Below are 18,708 nucleotides of genomic sequence, written 5' to 3' on the forward strand. Positions count from 1 at the left end.
TTGGTACAAGGAAAAACCATTTTGTGTTTTGTCGTTGCTCGACTTACTTCCGATACTGAAGTTAGTAAAGGTCGGTTTCCTATCATCGCTTCGGCACGTGGGGGATTGCCTCCCGCCATGAGCCAACTAGCGAAGGTCGCGCTAGTTGTCTCCTGGCTTCGGCTGACCCCGCAGTTGTGCCTTCGCTTATTGAGTACAGAGTCGTTATGGTAGTCTTTGGTACAAGGAAAAACCATTTTGTGTTTTGTCGTTGCTCGACTTACTTCCGATACTGAAGTTAGTAAAGGTCGGTTTCCTATCATCGCTTCGGCACGTGGGGGATTGCCTCCCACAAAGAGCCAGCTAGCGAAAGTTCACGCTAGCCGTCTCTTTGTTTCGGCTGACCCCGCAGTTGTGCCTACGCTATTGAGTACAGTGTATTTTTAGTAGTCTTTGATACATAGTAACATTCACGTTTAAACTTTAAAGTACTATGTTACATACTTCTCTTCACAAAACGCAGGCGCCTTACAAGCGGTAGGCGTAGCAATGAGACAGATAGGCGATGTTCCTGTCTGGCTCATTGCGGGAGCCATCCGCCAGCGCCGAAGTGGGTACAGTGATGATTACTTAACAAAAATCAGAAGCGGATTGAAGTGTCTAGAACTTACAGAATCTCTTCCTAACTTCAAGAAACTTTGCCACTTACTTACCTTCACAAAACGCAGGCGCCTTACAAGCGGTAGGCGGAGCGATGAGACAGAGAGGCGATCTTCCTTTCTGGCTCATTGCGGGAGCCATCCGCCAGCGCCGAAGTGGATACAATGACGAATTACTTCTCTACTTACAGAAGCGTTATGAAATGTAAAAAAGTCACCGATTCCCTTACTAACATCAAAGAGCTATGCCACTTACTTTCCTCACCAAACATCGGAGCCGCCCGCCGCTATATGACTGTAGGTTTCCATTCGATGAACTTTTTGACGGAAGTTCGGTAAAGTCGGCATAAAATCGCTGTATTCTACTAGTTCTTTTCGTGTATTTTGTGCTATCATTAGGTTTTGAAGATGCGCGGTAGAGGAGATAAGAAATATGAAACGACGAGAAGCACGGGAAAAGGCAATCCAAACGCTGTTTCAGCTAGATAATAGTGATATGACAGTGGATGAAGCAATCGGTTATATTGTAGATGGTCAATTGAATTCATTTTATGAACAACTAGTGCGTGGCACAGCAGAAAACTTGACGGAAATTGATAGTGAAATTACGAATAAATTAGAAAATTGGTCAATGGATAGACTACCGAAAATCGAACGCACAGTGCTGCGACTAGCCGTTTACGAACTGTTGCATAACGAAGAAGTGCCTAATCGAGTGATCTTGAATGAAGCGATTGAACTGTGTAAAACATTTGGTGACGAAAAGTCTGGACGTTTCGTCAACGGTGTATTATCTAAATTCAATTAAGTTTTCTTGAAGGCGTAAAACAGTCAATACAAAAAACATAAAAGTTTGGTGGGAAAATCATGTCTAGTAAAATTATTGATGGAAAAGCAATTGGCCAAGAAATCCGAAATGAACTGAAAGAGGAAGTAGCATCTTTAGTGGAACAAGGTTATCAACCTGGACTAGCTGTTATTTTAGTTGGAGAAAATCCAGCATCTCAAACGTATGTGAAAAACAAAGAAAAGTCTAGCTTAGAAGCGGGTATGAAGTCTGAGTTAATCAAGCTTCCTGTCACGGTTTCTGAAGAAGACTTATTAAACGAAGTGGAAAAACTAAACGAAGATGACAGCATCGACGGGATCCTTGTGCAACTACCCTTGCCAAAGCATATCGACGAAAATAAAGTCATCCGTGCAATCAGCCCGGAAAAAGATGTTGACGGATTCCACCCAATGAACGTTGGGAAAATGTTGATTGGTCAACAAACATTCCTGCCATGTACGCCATACGGCATCATGCAATTGCTTGAGCGTTCGGGTGTGGAAATTGCAGGTAAACATGCGGTGATTATCGGCCGAAGTAATATTGTCGGTAAGCCGATGGGACAATTATTATTGCAAAAAGATGCAACGGTTACGTATTGTCACTCGCGTACGAACGATTTGAAAAAATTCACGAAACAAGCGGATATCTTGATTGTAGCGATTGGGATGGCTAAATTCATTACAGGCGATTACATCAAAGAAGGCGCAGTTGTGATTGATGTGGGTATGAACCGTGATGAAAACGGCAAGCTTTGTGGAGACGTAGACTTCGAATCAGCACAACAACAGGCAAGTGCGATCACACCTGTGCCAGGCGGCGTAGGTCCGATGACAATCACAATGTTGTTGAAAAACACAGTTGAGAGTGCAGAAAACAAACGAAAAGCACACGCGAATAACTAAGTATTACGAAAAGAGACGCTTAGCCGCGTCTCTATACATAAAAGGGCAGGTGACAACAACATGTCCAATCAAACTTTTTTAACCGTTCAAGCGCTAACTAAATATGTTAAACGAAAATTCGATGCCGATCCACATTTGCGTAATGTCTATGTAAAAGGTGAATTATCGAATGTCAAGATTCATCCGACAGGGCATATTTACTTTACATTAAAAGACGATAAAACTAGAATCCAAGCGGCTATGTTCAGGGGGCGCTCAAGTAGCTTACAGTTCAAGCCGGAGAATGGCATGAATGTCTTAATTACGGGAGATGTTACCGTCTATGAAGCCGCTGGATCCTATCAGCTATATGCGCAAACGATGGAACCGGACGGCATAGGTGCACTCTATCTAGCCTTTGAACAGTTGAAAAAGAAACTACAACAAGAAGGCCTATTTGAAGCCAGATTTAAGCAACCACTCCCACAAATTCCCCAACGAATCGGGATCATTACAGCGGAATCTGGTGCGGCGTTACGCGATATGTATTCGACGATCAATCGACGTTTTCCGCTGGCGGAGATGCTGTTATTTCCTGCGCTCGTTCAAGGTCGTGGTGCAGCACCGTCAATTGTTAAAGCAATTGAACAAGCGAATCGTACGGAAGGTATTGACGTGCTGTTAGTCGGTCGAGGTGGCGGTTCTATAGAAGATTTATGGGCATTTAACGAAGAAGATGTGGCGCGAGCAATATTTTCGAGTAGAATTCCGATTATTAGCGCTGTCGGTCACGAAACCGATACGACGATTGCTGACTATGTAGCCGATTTACGTGCGCCTACTCCTACAGCAGCTGCTGAAATGGCGGTTCCGGATCAGGTTCAATTAGTCCAGCATCTGAACAATCAACAACGAGCGATTTTTCTTGCAGTACAGACGCTACTGAAACAGTTGAATAAGCGTTTAGAAACTGCGCGTTCCGCTTATCCTTTACAATATCCCGATCGACTGTACCGTCCATTTATCGAGAAGTTGGATCATTTAGAAGAGCGATTACGTCGTAGTAGTACGGGTTTAATTCAAGAAAAGCGATTGAATTTTGATCGGTTATATGCTGGATTTCAGTACTACACGCCGATTCGTCGGATTCAACAAGAACAGCAACAGGCGAAGCAGTTAGAGACGCGACTCCACCGTGCGACTGAGCAGGCAATTTCGTCTCAACAACAACGATTTGTCGCATTGATGCGTATGATGCAAGCACTCAATCCGCTACAAGTAATGGAACGGGGATTTTCCATAGGGTATCAAGAGGGTGAAGTTGTGAAATCGATAGAAGATGTTGCAGTCGGCAAGCAACTGACAATTCAAGTATCAGATGGAACGATTGAAACAGTCGTTGAGACGATTATTCCAAAGGAGGTCAAGTAAGGATGGCAGAAGAAAAAGAATTGCAATTCGAACAAGCAATGCACCAATTGGAAGAAATCGTACAGAAATTGGAAGCTGGTGAAGCGCCTTTAGATGATACAATCACCTTATATAAGCGCGGCATGGAACTTTCAGCGCATTGCCAAAAGAAATTACAAAATGCAGAAAAACAATTGATTCGAATGATTGATCAAGAAGGTAATGAATCATCATTTGATCCGACAGTAGGTGAGCCGAATGAATGAAACATTACGAGCGTTTATGGATGAAAAGATTCCTGAAATCGAAAGAGAATTAATGAACCAACTAGCGAAATCAGATATTCCTGATGTTTTGCATGAATCGATGACGTATTCTGTGGAAGCAGGCGGTAAACGAATTAGACCGTTACTCGTACTTGCAGTATTACACGATTTGAATTCTGATTCAGCAGATGCCTTGAGAGTCGCTGCGTCTGTTGAATTTATACATACATACTCATTAATCCATGATGATCTACCGTGCATGGATGATGATGATTATAGAAGAGGCAAGCCGACAAATCATACCGTATTCGGTGAAGATATAGCGACGCTTGCGGGCGACGCGATGCAAGCAATGGCGTTCCAAGCACTTGCGGAACTTCGTGAAACGAACGTGTCAGATGCATTAGAATTAGTCGGACTGTTAGCGAAAGCTTCCGGTGCCCAAGGGATGGTCAAAGGACAAGTGCTCGATATGAAAGGCGAACAGCGAGCTTTGCCGTTAGCTGAGTTAGAAGAAGTACATATTCATAAAACAGGTGCACTTTTGTCATACTGTATTGAAGCGGGCGCTGTATTAGCACAGGCTACTGAAGAGCAACGAACGCAATTGCGTCGTTTTTCGAAAAATATTGGCTTAGCTTTCCAAATTCAAGACGATATTTTAGATGTAACCGCAACGACGGAGCAATTAGGGAAACCTGCAAACAGTGATACATCTAGTGAGAAATCAACGTATCCTTCGCTTTTAGGACTTGACGGAGCCCGTGCTCAATTGAAGGAGCGCCATGAAGAAGCACTTGACGCATTACAGTCCATTGGTTTAGGAAATTCCGTTTTACAGCTATTAGCGGATTATATTATTGAACGAAATATGTAAAGCTAGACCATAATATTTGTGTCGGACTCGGTTACTGTTATAATGTAGGAACAAACAGTGCACTTGACATTTGATTCGAAAATATAGGGTGTTTCAGCTAAACGTTCCGTACGAATAGAACGAATTACTTACTTGATGAAGGTGTGTGATCATGATGGATCTTACAACGATTACTAATCCATCTTTTATAAAAGAGCTCGATAAAGGCCAGTTACTGGATTTGGCGCAAGATATTCGCCATTTCCTCATAGAAAATTTATCCGTAACGGGCGGTCATATCGGCCCTAACCTAGGTGTTGTGGAGTTGACAATTGCGTTGCATCGGACGTTTGATAGTCCGACTGATAAAATCTTATGGGACGTTGGACATCAATCATACGTCCACAAAATTTTGACAGGTCGCGCAGGGGAATTCGATTCGCTTAGAAAATATAAAGGGTTAAGTGGATTTCCAAAACGGGCGGAAAGCGAACATGATGTATGGGAAACTGGACATAGTTCAACTTCTTTATCGGCGGCTATGGGAATGGCCATTGCACGGGATATTAAGAAGGAAAAAAGTTATGTAATTCCAGTAATTGGTGATGGTGCATTAACAGGTGGTATGGCGCTTGAAGCGTTAAATCATATCGGCCATGAAAAAACGAATATTACGGTGATCTTGAATGACAATGAAATGTCCATCGCTCCAAACGTAGGTGCATTGCATTCCATTCTCGGTAAATTACGTACGGCTGGAAAGTATAATAATGTAAAAGATGAACTGGAATTCTTATTGCGTAAAATTCCTGCAGTCGGCGGAAGAGTCGCAACAGCTGCGGAACGCGTGAAAGACAGTTTGAAATATTTAGTCGTAAATGGTGTGTTTTTCGAAGAACTCGGCTTTACGTATTTAGGACCGATTGACGGCCATGATTTTGCAGAATTGGAACGTTCGCTTCAGTATGCAAAGAAAATGGAAGGTCCTGTCCTTCTTCATGTCATTACGAAAAAGGGTAAAGGCTATAGTCCGGCTGAGATGGACAAAATCGGAACGTGGCATGGTACAGGCCCTTATAAGATCGAAACAGGCGATTTTGTGAAATCACCTACGAAAGGACCTGCTTGGAGTGCGTTAGTTTCTGAAACGGTACGCAAGCTAGCACGTGAAGACCGTCGTATTGTGGCGATTACACCTGCTATGCCTGTCGGGTCAAAACTTGAATCATTCGCGGCAGAATTCCCAGATCGCTTTTTCGATGTCGGGATAGCAGAACAACATGCGACAACGATGGCAGCTGGACTTGCGGCGACAGGTATGAAGCCGTTCCTAGCGATTTATTCTACATTCCTTCAGCGTTCGTATGATCAAATGCTACATGATATTGCACGTCAGAAATTGAATGTTTTCATCGGCATTGATCGTTCCGGTCTAGTCGGGGCAGATGGTGAAACGCATCATGGGGTTTATGATATTGCGTTCTTACGACATATACCGAATTTGGTAATTATGATGCCTAAGGATGAAAATGAAGGACAACATATGGTGAAAACTGCTATTGAATATAATGAAGGGCCAATTGCTATGCGTTTCCCTAGAGGTAACGGCTACGGTGTGCTGATGGATGAAGACCTTCATACGATTCCGATCGGTACATGGGAAGTGTTAAAAGAAGGCGAAGACGCGACGATTTTGACTTTTGGATCGACACTTCCTATGGCATTTGCGGCAGCAGAGCAGATGAAGCGACAAGGAAAAGATGTATCCATCGTCAACGCACGTTTTATCAAGCCAATGGATACAGATTTATTGGATGAATTGTTTGCATCAGGTAAACCAATTATTACGATTGAAGAGGCTGTTCTTGCTGGTGGCTTCGGTAGTGCGGTGCTTGAATATGCAGAACAAGCGAATAAATTCTCTACAATCATCGAAAGAATCGGTATTCCGGATGATTTCGTTGAACATGGCAGTGTGGAAGAATTATTAAAAGAAATCCACATGACACCCGATCATGTTGTAGAAGTGACGATGGCAGCAATTAGCCAGGCAGCGGAAAGAGAAACTGTATGAGCTCACCAGTGAAAAAAGAACGCGTAGACATCTTGTTAGTGGAACGTGGCTTAACGGAATCCCGTGAACAAGCGAAACGTTCCATTATGGCAGGACTTGTCTATTCAGAGTCAGCACGAATAGAAAAAGCAGGAGAGAAAATTGCAGTGGATGCACCGTTGACTGTAAAAGGCCCAGCGATTAAATACGTCAGCCGTGGTGGTTTGAAATTGGAAAAGGCTTTAGCTTCTTTTCCGATTTCTGTCAACGGTAAAATTGTCTTGGACATCGGAGCTTCTACTGGCGGATTTACAGATTGTGCACTACAAAATGGCGCGAAGCATTGCTATGCGCTAGATGTGGGCTATAATCAACTCGCTTGGAAAATCCGTCAGCATGAACAAGTAACTGTTATGGAGCGTACCAACTTCCGTCACGCGACTGTAGACTTATTTACAGAAGGCTTACCAGAAGTGGCGACGATTGATGTGTCGTTTATCTCCTTATCTTTAATCTTGCCTGCATTAAAGAACATACTCATTCCAGGTGGTCAAGTGGCTGCTTTAGTGAAGCCGCAATTTGAAGCGGGTAAGGATAAAGTAGGTAAAAAAGGGATTGTTCGAGAACTTGCTACACATAAGGAAGTTCTTGAAAAAATTGCTTTTATGGCAGTCGCTGAAGGTTTTTCTGTTAAAGGTGCAACATATTCTCCGGTTACGGGTGGAGAAGGTAATATTGAATTCCTATTTTATTTAGAATCTGAAGAGCAACCGGTGTCGAACATAACATCAGAAGACTTCCTAGATCTAGTGAAACAGGCACATAACGACTTAACATAACGCGCAGAGAGTTGCGCGTTTTTTGTATGGTATGTATAATTTTATGTTAGGACTTATAGGAAGCGGAGTGAAAGAAATTGAATAAAGGTCAGCGACATATTCGCATACGAGATATAATTACGAATCATGAAATAGAAACACAAGACCAATTGGTAGATATGCTTAAAAACACAGGTGTAGACGTTACACAAGCGACGGTATCTAGGGACATTAAAGAATTGCATCTTATTAAAGTGCCATCCCCTTCAGGTAATTACAAATACAGCTTACCACCAGTTCATCGCTATAATACGGAAGAGAAGTTAAAGCGTATGTTGGAAGATGCATTTATTGGAATCGACAGTGCAAGCCATTTTATCACGTTGAAAACGCTTCCTGGTAACGCGCAGGCTGTCGGTTCGTTGATTGATAACCTAGACTGGGATGAAATGCTTGGCACGATTTGCGGGGATGATACGTGCTTAATTATTTGCCGTGAAGAGTCTAAAACGGAGTATGTAAAAGACAGATTATTATCCATGCTTTAAGTGAGGTGAGTCATTTTTGTTAAGTGAACTTTCTATTAAAAACTTTGCTATTATAGAACAACTGGAAATCGAATTTGACGAAGGCTTAACGGTATTAACGGGTGAGACTGGTGCGGGGAAGTCGATTATTATTGATGCCGTTCAATTATTAGCTGGTGGAAGAGGATCGCAGGAGTTTATTCGACATGGTTCGAAAAAAGCTGAACTTCAAGGGATGTTTACAATTGATGGAGATCAATCTTCTGTCATCGAACGTTTAGAAGAATTCGGTATTGAAGCCGACGAAGGTGTCATTATTCTGCGGAGAGATTTGAATACGAATGGAAAATCGGTTTGCCGTGTCAACGGGAAGTTAGTAACGATTGCCATTCTGCGTGAAATCGGCTCGTTACTCATTGATATTCATGGCCAGCATGAAAACCAGGAATTGATGAATGAACGACGCCATATTCATCTATTAGACTTTTTTATTGGCGAACCTATTGAACACGCGCTGTCTACATATACCGACATTTATGATAAGTATAAAAAGCTGCAACAATTGATCGCTACGAAAACGCAAGACGAGCAACAAATTGCGCAGAAAATTGATTTGTATAAGTTTCAATTGGAAGAAATTGATGCAGCAAATTTAGTTATTGGCGAAGAAGAGGAATTGGAGTCAGAACGTGTGAAACTCCAGCATTTTCATCGGATTTTCGATCGATTGAATACATCTTATGAGGCAATTGCGTTAGAGTCACGCGGATTAGATTGGATCGGCAATGCGATGAGTGATTTAGAAGAAGCGGCTTCAATTGATGCAGAATTACAACCGTTATCGGAAACAGTGAATACGTCGTTTTATTCGCTTCAAGATGTTTCGCATGACTTGAAACGTCTCATCGATAGTATGGAATTCAATCCGGATCGCTTGAATTTTGTGGAAGAACGCTTGGCGCTATTTTTGACGTTGAAACGAAAATACGGTAAATCATTGGAAGATATTTTGTTATATCGAGATAAAATTGCGGATGCACTTGATCAATTGGTGAATCGTGACGAACGATTGCATCAAAACCAAGAATTATTGACACAATACGTTAAAGACCTTGAAATTGAAGCAAATGAATTATCTGTCATTCGAAAAAAAGCTGCATTGCGTCTTGAAAAAGGTATTGAAGAACAACTTAAGCAATTGTATATGGAAAAAGCGACATTTAAGGTGCAAATTAAGCAAAAAGAACCGAACCAATTCGATGCCAATGGCTTTGATGAAGTGACGTTTATGATTTCTACCAATTTAGGTGAACCGCTAAAACCGTTAGCCCGTGTAGCTTCGGGTGGCGAATTATCTCGAATGATGTTAGCCTTAAAAACGATTTTTTCACAACATCAAGGGGTCACATCCATCATTTTCGATGAAGTGGATACCGGTGTCAGTGGACGAGTGGCGCAGTCCATCGCAGAAAAAATTGCGATGATTTCCAGCCATTCACAAGTATTATGTATTTCGCATTTGCCGCAAGTGGCTGCGATGGCGGATCACCATTATTTGATAAAAAAAGAAATTCATGACGGCCGTACAACAACGGCAATCCATGATGTGATGAAAGACGAACGAACGGAAGAACTGTCGCGTATGCTGTCAGGCGCGGAAATTACGCCATTGACTCTTCAACATGCCGAGGAATTACTCGTTTTAGCAAATCAGCGAAAGCAAGCGTTTCAAAGTGAAATGATTCAAAAGTAGGGTGTGTTTTATTCAATTTCATATACTGTTTATTTTACCCTTTCATACTTTCTCAACGAAAGGACATACCAAAGGTATCTTTCGTTGAGGAGGTGAATCATGGGATGGAATAGATCTTTTAAAACGTTTTTTGGTCTTCTTTTGATGCTCTGCCTTGTGCCTGTAACTAGTTACGCCCAAGAGGAATCCCTTATTCCGATGGGACACTCCATTGGAATTCAAATGGATTTAAGCGGTATTTACGTTACGAGTGATGTTGTGGTGGATCAACATCCATTGTTGAAAAAAGGTGACATCATTCAAGAACTGAATGGCGTGGAAACGAAGCAACTCGTCCATTTCGAACGTGCCATGCAAAAAAATATGCCCGCTACGATGACTCTCGACATTTTGCGTAATGGAGAAGAGAAAACGCTCCAGGCAGATTCGTCACTCATTAAGCGCGTCACACCGTTCTTGAAAGATCGCACAGAAGGTACGGGCACATTAACATATGTGGACCCGAAATCGGGTACGTACGGTGCGTTGGGTCACCAAATAATCGACAGTACCCTAGAGTCTGCTCCTTCATTTGAAAAAGGTGCCATTTATTTATCGGAGATTAGTCAAATTAAGAAAAGTTCTCCGGGGTTTCCAGGGTATAAAATTTCCTCGATTATTGATCAAAATAAGTTGCTTGGAACGATTAAGATCAATAACGTCTACGGTATTTTCGGAAGTTGGACAGACGCTTATAGCAAAGTGTTAGCTGAACCGCTGGAAATTATGCATCCGTTTGAGTTGAAGATTGGTCCTGCAGAAATTTATACGACAGTTCAAGGGTCGAATGTGGAAAAGTTTTCAATCAAAATTACGAAGGTTGAAGAAGAACAATTCCAAATCCTATTGACCGATCCAAAATTACTGAAGAAAACGGGCGGAATATTACAAGGGATGAGCGGAAGTCCGGTGATCCAGAACGGCAAGTTTGTCGGTGCGATTACGCATATGTTTGTGGACGAACCGGAAAAAGGGGCCGCGCTTTTTCTTAAGACGATGCGAATGCATGCGAAGTGAAAAAACGGTCTATGCAGATTTTCTGCGTAGACCGTTTTTTTTTTGAATTCAAATGAGTGAAGAGAATACCGTTACACTGCGTTTCATTGGTGTTTTCTTCTGAAGATAAAATTGTGAAGTAATTTTATGCTACATGATCCATGCAGTGAAATCTAAAACTACTTACTATATGTCCAATCCGCTCTCTTTTTGTTATGATAAATTAAATAGATTGATAATTTTATCTTGACAAATCGTTTCTTTCTATTTCATTCAAGCGAACAATATAGAAAAAAGTCGAAAAACATAGAAAGTGTCGGTCATAAGTATCAATTTGCATAAACTATTAAGTAAAACTAGAAATTACAAAATATTTCACTTACGATATTAAGAGACGCACACCGTACGGCGGGAGCATTATGCCGACTTTATATCAGGGGGAATGGGTAAATGGAAAATGTGAAAATTGCAATAGCTGATGATAATAAAGAACTTGTTAAAACGATGATGTCTTATTTTGAAAAACATCCACAGGTAGAAGTGATTTGGACAGCGAATAATGGGCAGATTTGTTTGTCGATGCTTGAACAAGAACGTCCTGACATTCTGTTATTGGATATTATTATGCCGCATTTGGATGGCATTGGGGTGCTCGAAACGTTAAATGAAACGAATAAAATGGGTGACATGCAAATTATGATGCTGACAGCGTTTGGACAAGAAACGGTAATGTCTCAAGCGGCAGGATTAGGTGCTTCCTACTTCATGTTGAAGCCGTTTGAACCGGATCGCTTGATTAGCCATATCTTTAAAATTGCTGGCAGACCAAAGACCAATACGCAGTCATTTGTCGTTCAGGAGTCGCAAGAACCTACGGGAGTCGTGACTCAAAAAGTGTTGGATACAGCGATTACGTCGATGATTAAGGAAATCGGGGTTCCTGCACATATTAAAGGTTACGCATTTTTGCGCGAAGGGATTACGATGGTGTATAACGATGTAGACCTGTTAGGATCAGTGACAAAAATTCTCTATCCAGATATCGCAAAAAAGTATAATACGACACCTTCTCGTGTGGAGCGAGCAATTCGACATGCGATTGAAGTGGCGTGGAATCGTGGAAATTATGATTTAATATCGAAAACTTTCGGTTACACAGTGCATCATTTGAAGAGTAAGCCGACAAACAGTGAATTCATCGCGATGATTGCAGATAAAATCCGTTTAGAACATATGGTGAGCTAAAACGGTTTGGTTAATTTTTACAGACAATGGATTGCGCGAAAAGCCAGCGAATGATTAAAGTCGTTGGTTTTTTTCGTCCCTTTAGGGGATGAAAGAAATAGATTCCTGCAAAAGAAGCCGATGTCTTCGAAGCATTGTTATCGATTGTATGTGCATATGCTAGTAACACACACGAACGACTATGCGGATTTGAAAAAAATCGAGCTGACATGAGAAAAAATGGAACAAGCAAAAGCTAGTCTTTCAGCTGATGGTAAAATGAATAATATGGTAAACTATCCGCCTAATGGTATGTTTGAAATAACAAGTGAAGGAGTATTGAATGTCTGACAATCAAGTGTTTGCGCATCGAGGCGCATCCGGTAGTCACGTTGAAAATACGATGAGCGCTTTTAAGGCTGCGGTCAAAAAAGGTGCAGATGGTATTGAACTGGATGTACAACAGACGAAAGATGGAGAATTGTTCGTGATACACGACGATAATATGCTTCGGCTAACTGGTGTAGATCAACAGATTGATCAATTGACGGCAACAGAACTACAGCGCATGAAAGTAGGAAATAGCAGATCACGATGGATTTACGGGCATTCTATCCCTCTTTTATTTGATGTGGTTGCTTTCTGCACGGAGCATAATCTAGCGTTGAATATCGAGCTCAAGGAAACAGTCTATGGACAGCCAGAAGTTATCCAGCGAATTTTGGATTACGTCGATGGTATGGAGAATGTGCACCTGTCTTCTTTTGACTACGAAACGATGCAATTGGTTAGAGAAGAAAGCGAAGCGATGGAAACAGCTTTGTTAGTGAAGAAAAAAACAGTCGATTGGGCGGATTTGTCTAGGTACGACGTGGATGCTTTGCATTTTCACAAACGTTTGTGGATAGAGCCTTACAAGACAGCGTTAATAGAAAGCGGCAAGACGTTGCGCATGTACGGGGTCACAGGGAAAGAACCGTTCTTGTCCAACACGCCCGAAGTCACCGGCTGGATCACCGACTACCCAAAGCGTCTGCGTAGGAAGTTAAAATAAGGAACTGAAGTAGTTGCTTAGTAAATTGTCCGAGATTTAGGGCGGAAATGTGCTTCCAACGCTCCGCTTATGTTCGCAAAAGCCGTACTTCGCAACGGCTCTCTCTTCAGAGGTGGTCGCTTGTCCTATAGGCGTGGCTTGCGCCAAGAGAAAAGAAGTACCCCGAACGCGTCCGCCTGGAGCGCAGCGAAACGGTATAATTACACACGCCCGTTCATTTATTCGAAAGCAGAAAAAGGATCAAGGAATGAAAATCCTTGATCCTTTACTTTATATCCTTTTTAAACCGTTCAGCCGCCCGACCGCTTCTTCGGTCACGTCGCAACAAGAAACCTGCGAAAAATCCTAAACCGGCTACGAATAATAGTAAACCGCCTAAGAATTGTAGCCAAATAAACGGAAATGGCTGAAACAAATGTCCGAATAAAGAATCACGCATTAATTTTATACCGAGAGCCGCTGCAATTCCCGGAATTAATAGTACAATAAACGCAGCAAGACGCGCCATTACATTCAACCCCTTATCGATTTAATTTTACAACGTCATGATAGATTGTCAAGGGCTCCGCCATCATGTACGATATAGATGGGCGTCATGCATTACAGGCTAGAAACGCAATGGAAAACTGTCAAAGTTGCAATCTAGCAAGAAGAAATTTAAAATTACATATAACGACTAATCTTTACCTAATCTTTTTAAAATTTGGAGGGGTACGAATGGAATTATTTACGTATATGGAAGATCATGATTATGAGCAGCTCGTCCTATGTTACGACAAGGCATCTGGCTTGAAAGCGGTTATCGCGATTCATGATACAACGCTTGGACCAGCTCTTGGTGGTACACGTATGTGGACGTATGCTAGTGAAGAGGCTGCGATTGAAGATGCATTGCGCCTTGCTAAAGGAATGACATATAAAAACGCAGCAGCCGGCTTAAACTTAGGTGGCGGGAAAACGGTTATTATCGGGGATCCAAAAACGGACAAGAACGATGAGTTATTCCGTGCACTCGGCCGTTATGTCGAGGGGTTAAACGGTCGTTATATTACAGCTGAAGACGTCGGTACAACAGAATTCGATATGGATTTGATTCATTTAGAGACAGACTACGTAACAGGTATCTCTTCTGGTAAAGGTACTTCTGGAAATCCATCACCAGTCACAGCACTTGGTATTTATAAAGGAATGAAAGCCGCTGCGAAAGAAGCATTTGGCGATGATTCGCTTACAGGTAAAACGGTTGCGGTACAAGGTGTCGGAAACGTCGCGTACACGCTATGTGAGTTCTTGCACGAAGAAGGCGCCCATCTAATCGTTACTGATATTAACGAAGAAGCGGTTCAACGTGCAGTCGATGCATTTGGTGCAATAGCTGTTGGGACAGATGAAATCTATTCACAAAAAGCAGATATCTTTGCTCCGTGTGCATTAGGTGCTGTCATCAATGACGAAACAATTCCACAATTACAGGTAAAAGTGGTCGCTGGATCCGCAAATAACCAATTAAAGAATCCTGAACACGGTGACCGTTTGCATGAAATGGGAATCGTCTACGCTCCAGATTACGTTATTAATTCAGGCGGCGTAATCAATGTAGCGGATGAACTCATAGGCTACAATAAAGAACGTGCATTAAAGCGTGTAGAAGGTATTTACGATACGATTTTAAAAATCTTTGCAATCTCTAAACGTGACGGCATTCCATCCTACTTAGCGGCTGACCGTTTGGCAGAAGAGCGTATTGCACGAGTGAGTGCAACACGAAGCACGTTCTTACGTAAAGAAAAAAATATCTTATCCAACAAATAATAATGACGGATGCATACATAGTGGTAGGCGTACCCCGCCTACCATTCCAATTGTATGCCCATATTTAGGAGCGGCGTGCAATGTAGCTGTTCTGCGGAAGGGGTTTATACGTTGAGTAAAGAATATGACTTGGTTATTTTAGGTGGCGGAACGGGCGGTTATGTTGCGGCTATTCGTGCTGCTCAACTCGGTTTGACAACAGCAATCGTAGAAAAGTCCAAACTAGGCGGCACATGCTTGCATAACGGATGTATTCCAAGCAAAGCGATGCTAAAAAGTGCGGAAGTATTCCGTGTAACCCAACAACAAGCAGATGAATTCGGCGTAAAAACTGGCGAAGTCTCACTAGATTTTTCACAAGTTCAGAAAAGAAAACATAAAATAATTGAACAATTGCATGCGGGAATCGAAAGCTTGATGAAAAAAGGGAAAATTGATGTCTATCATGGAACAGGCAGAATATTAGGTGCTTCAATTTTTTCTCCAATGCCAGGCACCATTTCAGTGGAGATGGACAATGGTGACGAAAATGAAATCTTGATCTTAAAAAACTTGATCATCGCAACGGGTTCGAAACCACGTACACTTCCAGGACTTGAAATTGATGAAGCGGATGTCATGACATCAGATGGGGCTTTAGTAATGAATGCGCTTCCATCTTCTATAACGATTATCGGCGCGGGTGTAATTGGTATCGAATGGGCTTCTATGCTGAATGATTTTGGCGTCAACGTGACGGTGCTTGATCGACTGGGTCATTTGTTACCTACTGAAGATCGTGATGTTGCCATCGCTATGCAAAAAGCGTTGGAAAAACGTGGTGTTACGTTTATTTTAGGAGCAGACATTCACACGGAGTCACTGCAAAAAACAGATTCTGTGACGATTACTTATACAGTAGACGGGGTCGAACAATCAATCACTAGCGAGAAGTTACTAGTCTCGGTTGGTCGTTCCGCAGTAATCGATGATATCGGTTTAGCGAATACAGAAATTCAAGTGGAAAATGGATTCATCCAGACAAACAAGACCTATCAGACGAAAGACAATCATATCTATGCGATAGGCGACGTAATTGGCGGTCTTCAACTTGCGCACGTTGCAGAACACGAAGGAATCTATGCGGTTGAACATATCGCAGGCATTAAACGTGAACCTATCGATTACGCTTTCGTACCTAGATGTGTCTATTCATTCCCAGAAACAGCCGCTGTAGGGTTAACGGAACAGCAAGCCGTAGATCAAGGCTATGAAGTGAAGGTTGGGAAGTTCCCTTTCCAAGCCAATGGGAAGGCACTGGTGAACGGTCACGCAGATGGCTTCGTTAAAATTATTACAGATCAGCAAACGGACGATATTCTCGGTGTTCATATGATGGGGGCACATGTTACAGATCTCATCTCTGAAGCGGGACTCGCGATGGTGTTGAATGCGATTCCATGGGAAGTATCTTCCATGATTCATCCGCATCCTACATTATCAGAAGCGTTCGGTGAAGCGGCGTTGGCTGTAGAAGGGCTTGCCATTCACATGTAAAGGAGGAAACGGTTTGAATAATCGACATATTGAAATGGGTTTGACAGATGAAGATGTATTACAAATATATGAAAAAATGTTGATGGCCCGTCGCTTAGATGAACGGATGTGGCTACTCAATCGTGCGGGTAAAATTCCGTTTGTTATTTCATGTCAAGGACAGGAAGCGGCGCAAGTAGGTGCGGCTTTTGCTTTGGATAATGAAAAGGACTGGATTGCGCCTTATTACCGAGATATGGGTATTGTTTTGCACTTTGGTATGACTCCAAAAGAATTGATGTTATCGGCTTTTGCAAAAGCGGAAGATCCGAACTCGGGCGGACGTCAAATGCCAGGACATTTCGGGCAGCGAAAAAATCGTATTATCACAGGATCCTCTCCCGTGACGACACAATTACCACACGCAGTAGGTGTAGCGCTTGCTGCTAAAATGAATAAAGAAGATTTCATCACATTTGTGACACTTGGAGAAGGTTCTTCCAATCAAGGAGATTTCCATGAGGGAATGAACTTTGCGGGTGTGCATAAATTGCCTACTGTTATTATGGTAGAAAACAATAAATACGCGATTTCCGTTCCAGTAGATAAACAATTGGCTTGTGAGCATGTATCTGATCGTGCAGTGGGCTACGGAATGCCAGGCGTAACAGTAGACGGCACAGATCCACTGACGGTCTATGAAGCGGTGAAAAAAGCAGCTGACCGTGCAAGAAGCGGCGGGGGCCCTACATTAGTTGAAGCTGTCTGCTATCGTTTGACAGCGCACTCTTCTGATGATGATCAGCGTTTATATCGTGACGCGGAAGAATTGGAACAGGAAAAGAAGTTGGATCCATTATTGACTTTCATTCAGTACTTGCAAGAACAGGAAGTATTGACGGAAGAGATGCAGGATGAGATTGAACAACGTGTGAAGCTTTTGGTCGATGAAGCAACGGAATATGCAGAATTGGCTCCTTATGCACGCCCTGAACATGCACTACGCTATGTTTATGATGAAGAAGGAGGCGACGCATAATGGCCGTTCGTTCATTTATAGATGCCATCAATATGGCGATGAGAGAAGAAATGGAGCGCGACGATCAAGTATTCGTTTTAGGTGAAGACGTAGGTCGTAAAGGCGGCGTATTTAAGGCGACGATTGGCTTATACGATCAGTTTGGTGAATACCGCGCGCTTGATACGCCACTTGCAGAATCAGCTATTGCAGGAGTTGCAATCGGTGCTGCGATGTACGGTATGCGTCCGATTGCGGAGATGCAATTTGCGGATTTCATCATGCCGGCAGTGAACCAAATCGTTTCAGAGGCAGCGAAGATTCGTTATCGTTCCAATAATGATTGGTCTTGTCCGATCGTTATTCGTGCGCCTTTTGGTGGTGGCGTGCATGGTGCGCTTTATCATTCACAATCTGTTGAATCGATGTTCGCCTCTACACCTGGATTAAAAATTGTCATTCCGTCCACTCCTTATGACGCAAAAGGGTTACTAAAAGCCGCTGTGCGTGATGCAGACCCTGTGTTGTTCTTCGAGCATAAGCGTGCTTACCGTTTGATCAAAGGTGAAGTGCCTGACGATGATTATGTATTGCCAATCGGTAAAGCGGACTGTAAGCGTGAAGGCGATGACTTGACGATCATAACTTATGGTCTTTGTGTTCATTTCGCATTGCAAGCAGCGGAACGACTCGCGGAAGACGGTATTTCCGCTCACATTTTAGATTTACGTACAGTGTATCCACTAGATAAAGAAGCGATTATTGAAGCGGCTTCCAAAACAGGCAAGGTGCTTTTAGTGACAGAAGATAATTTAGAGGGCAGTATTATGAGTGAAGTGTCTGCGATCATCGCGGAGAACTGCTTATTTGAATTAGATGCACCCATCAAACGTCTAGCGGCGCCTGATGTACCTGCTATGCCGTATGCTCCTTCGATGGAAAAATTCTTTATGATGAATCCTGACAAGGTCGAAAAAGCGGCAAGGGATTTAGCAGAGTTTTAGTCTAAGGAGGCA

General features: G+C 42.5%; 18 protein-coding genes. 17 read left to right on the top strand and 1 reads right to left on the bottom strand.

Annotation, left to right across the window (positions count from 1 at the left end; translation table 11 throughout):
* The 13 genes from CSV79_RS17145 to CSV79_RS12460 all read left to right on the top strand — a co-directional run.
* Nucleotides 1-213, top strand: a 213-nt coding sequence (locus CSV79_RS17145) for a hypothetical protein (protein WP_233201439.1), incomplete at its 5' end; no start/stop codon positions are given.
* An 858-nt stretch (nucleotides 214-1,071) separates the two neighbouring features.
* Nucleotides 1,072-1,446 (top strand): transcription antitermination factor NusB, encoded by a 375-nt coding sequence (gene nusB, locus CSV79_RS12405; protein WP_099689379.1) that lies wholly within the window; start codon nucleotides 1,072-1,074, stop codon nucleotides 1,444-1,446.
* Nucleotides 1,447-1,505: 59 nt separating this feature from the next.
* The gene (gene folD, locus CSV79_RS12410) at nucleotides 1,506-2,372 is read left to right on the top strand and encodes a bifunctional methylenetetrahydrofolate dehydrogenase/methenyltetrahydrofolate cyclohydrolase FolD (RefSeq protein ID WP_099689380.1); all 867 of its coding nucleotides are present in this window, start codon (nucleotides 1,506-1,508) and stop codon (nucleotides 2,370-2,372) included.
* Nucleotides 2,373-2,432: 60 nt separating this feature from the next.
* Entirely contained in the window at nucleotides 2,433-3,782 is a 1,350-nt protein-coding gene (gene xseA, locus CSV79_RS12415; protein ID WP_099689381.1) for an exodeoxyribonuclease VII large subunit, read from the top strand.
* Nucleotides 3,783-3,784: 2 nt separating this feature from the next.
* Complete coding sequence (gene xseB / locus CSV79_RS12420; RefSeq protein ID WP_099689382.1) at nucleotides 3,785-4,027, top strand: exodeoxyribonuclease VII small subunit; 243 nt, start codon at nucleotides 3,785-3,787, stop codon at nucleotides 4,025-4,027.
* The gene (locus tag CSV79_RS12425; protein WP_099689383.1) at nucleotides 4,020-4,904 is read left to right on the top strand and encodes a polyprenyl synthetase family protein; all 885 of its coding nucleotides are present in this window, start codon (nucleotides 4,020-4,022) and stop codon (nucleotides 4,902-4,904) included. The genes xseB and CSV79_RS12425 overlap by 8 nt, the downstream gene beginning before the upstream one ends.
* Nucleotides 4,905-5,058: 154 nt before the next feature.
* On the top strand, nucleotides 5,059-6,957 hold the full coding sequence (gene dxs / locus CSV79_RS12430; RefSeq protein ID WP_099689409.1) for a 1-deoxy-D-xylulose-5-phosphate synthase: 1,899 nt from the start codon (nucleotides 5,059-5,061) through the stop codon (nucleotides 6,955-6,957).
* On the top strand, nucleotides 6,954-7,775 hold the full coding sequence (locus tag CSV79_RS12435) for a TlyA family RNA methyltransferase (RefSeq protein WP_099689384.1): 822 nt from the start codon (nucleotides 6,954-6,956) through the stop codon (nucleotides 7,773-7,775). The genes dxs and CSV79_RS12435 overlap by 4 nt, the downstream gene beginning before the upstream one ends.
* Before the next feature lie 77 nt (nucleotides 7,776-7,852).
* The gene (gene ahrC / locus CSV79_RS12440; protein ID WP_099689385.1) at nucleotides 7,853-8,302 is read left to right on the top strand and encodes a transcriptional regulator AhrC/ArgR; all 450 of its coding nucleotides are present in this window, start codon (nucleotides 7,853-7,855) and stop codon (nucleotides 8,300-8,302) included.
* 16 nt (nucleotides 8,303-8,318) lie between these two features.
* Nucleotides 8,319-10,034, top strand: a complete 1,716-nt coding sequence (recN, locus tag CSV79_RS12445; RefSeq protein ID WP_099689386.1) for a DNA repair protein RecN — start codon at nucleotides 8,319-8,321, stop codon at nucleotides 10,032-10,034.
* 99 nt (nucleotides 10,035-10,133) lie between these two features.
* Entirely contained in the window at nucleotides 10,134-11,090 is a 957-nt protein-coding gene (locus CSV79_RS12450) for a SpoIVB peptidase S55 domain-containing protein (protein WP_099689387.1), read from the top strand.
* Nucleotides 11,091-11,519: 429 nt separating this feature from the next.
* Nucleotides 11,520-12,314, top strand: coding sequence for a sporulation transcription factor Spo0A (gene spo0A, locus CSV79_RS12455; RefSeq protein ID WP_099689388.1), 795 nt, complete (start codon nucleotides 11,520-11,522; stop codon nucleotides 12,312-12,314).
* Between the two features lie 322 nt (nucleotides 12,315-12,636).
* The gene (locus CSV79_RS12460; RefSeq protein ID WP_099689389.1) at nucleotides 12,637-13,347 is read left to right on the top strand and encodes a glycerophosphodiester phosphodiesterase; all 711 of its coding nucleotides are present in this window, start codon (nucleotides 12,637-12,639) and stop codon (nucleotides 13,345-13,347) included.
* A gap of 265 nt (nucleotides 13,348-13,612) precedes the next feature.
* On the opposite strand, the gene CSV79_RS12465 is transcribed toward CSV79_RS12460, so the two are convergent.
* On the bottom strand, nucleotides 13,613-13,855 hold the full coding sequence (locus CSV79_RS12465; RefSeq protein ID WP_099689390.1) for a DUF2627 family protein: 243 nt from the start codon (nucleotides 13,853-13,855) through the stop codon (nucleotides 13,613-13,615).
* A gap of 209 nt (nucleotides 13,856-14,064) precedes the next feature.
* Here CSV79_RS12465 and CSV79_RS12470 point away from each other — a divergent pair, with 209 nt between their 5' ends.
* From CSV79_RS12470 to CSV79_RS12485, 4 genes are all read left to right on the top strand, one after another.
* Complete coding sequence (locus CSV79_RS12470; protein WP_099689391.1) at nucleotides 14,065-15,159, top strand: Leu/Phe/Val dehydrogenase; 1,095 nt, start codon at nucleotides 14,065-14,067, stop codon at nucleotides 15,157-15,159.
* A 111-nt stretch (nucleotides 15,160-15,270) separates the two neighbouring features.
* The gene (gene lpdA, locus CSV79_RS12475) at nucleotides 15,271-16,695 is read left to right on the top strand and encodes a dihydrolipoyl dehydrogenase (protein WP_099689392.1); all 1,425 of its coding nucleotides are present in this window, start codon (nucleotides 15,271-15,273) and stop codon (nucleotides 16,693-16,695) included.
* 34 nt (nucleotides 16,696-16,729) lie between these two features.
* Nucleotides 16,730-17,713 carry a thiamine pyrophosphate-dependent dehydrogenase E1 component subunit alpha gene (locus tag CSV79_RS12480; protein WP_099689410.1) on the top strand — a complete coding sequence of 328 codons (984 nt, stop codon included), beginning with the start codon at nucleotides 16,730-16,732 and terminating at the stop codon, nucleotides 17,711-17,713.
* Nucleotides 17,713-18,696 carry an alpha-ketoacid dehydrogenase subunit beta gene (locus CSV79_RS12485; RefSeq protein WP_099689393.1) on the top strand — a complete coding sequence of 328 codons (984 nt, stop codon included), beginning with the start codon at nucleotides 17,713-17,715 and terminating at the stop codon, nucleotides 18,694-18,696. Before CSV79_RS12480 ends, CSV79_RS12485 begins: the two co-directional genes overlap by 1 nt.
* Nucleotides 18,697-18,708 lie beyond the last annotated feature (12 nt).

This window comes from Sporosarcina sp. P13, from assembly GCF_002743055.1.
Lineage (GTDB): Bacteria > Bacillota > Bacilli > Bacillales_A > Planococcaceae > Sporosarcina.

Coding starts and splice junctions, on each gene's coding strand:
- nusB (WP_099689379.1), top strand. CDS start 1,072: ATGAAACGACGAGAAGCACGGGAAAAGGCAATCCAAACGCTGTTTCAG.
- folD (WP_099689380.1), top strand. CDS start 1,506: ATGTCTAGTAAAATTATTGATGGAAAAGCAATTGGCCAAGAAATCCGA.
- xseA (WP_099689381.1), top strand. CDS start 2,433: ATGTCCAATCAAACTTTTTTAACCGTTCAAGCGCTAACTAAATATGTT.
- xseB (WP_099689382.1), top strand. CDS start 3,785: ATGGCAGAAGAAAAAGAATTGCAATTCGAACAAGCAATGCACCAATTG.
- CSV79_RS12425 (WP_099689383.1), top strand. CDS start 4,020: ATGAATGAAACATTACGAGCGTTTATGGATGAAAAGATTCCTGAAATC.
- dxs (WP_099689409.1), top strand. CDS start 5,059: ATGGATCTTACAACGATTACTAATCCATCTTTTATAAAAGAGCTCGAT.
- CSV79_RS12435 (WP_099689384.1), top strand. CDS start 6,954: ATGAGCTCACCAGTGAAAAAAGAACGCGTAGACATCTTGTTAGTGGAA.
- CSV79_RS12450 (WP_099689387.1), top strand. CDS start 10,134: ATGGGATGGAATAGATCTTTTAAAACGTTTTTTGGTCTTCTTTTGATG.
- spo0A (WP_099689388.1), top strand. CDS start 11,520: ATGGAAAATGTGAAAATTGCAATAGCTGATGATAATAAAGAACTTGTT.
- CSV79_RS12460 (WP_099689389.1), top strand. CDS start 12,637: ATGTCTGACAATCAAGTGTTTGCGCATCGAGGCGCATCCGGTAGTCAC.
- CSV79_RS12465 (WP_099689390.1), bottom strand. CDS start 13,855: ATGGCGCGTCTTGCTGCGTTTATTGTACTATTAATTCCGGGAATTGCA.
- CSV79_RS12470 (WP_099689391.1), top strand. CDS start 14,065: ATGGAATTATTTACGTATATGGAAGATCATGATTATGAGCAGCTCGTC.
- CSV79_RS12480 (WP_099689410.1), top strand. CDS start 16,730: ATGGGTTTGACAGATGAAGATGTATTACAAATATATGAAAAAATGTTG.
- CSV79_RS12485 (WP_099689393.1), top strand. CDS start 17,713: ATGGCCGTTCGTTCATTTATAGATGCCATCAATATGGCGATGAGAGAA.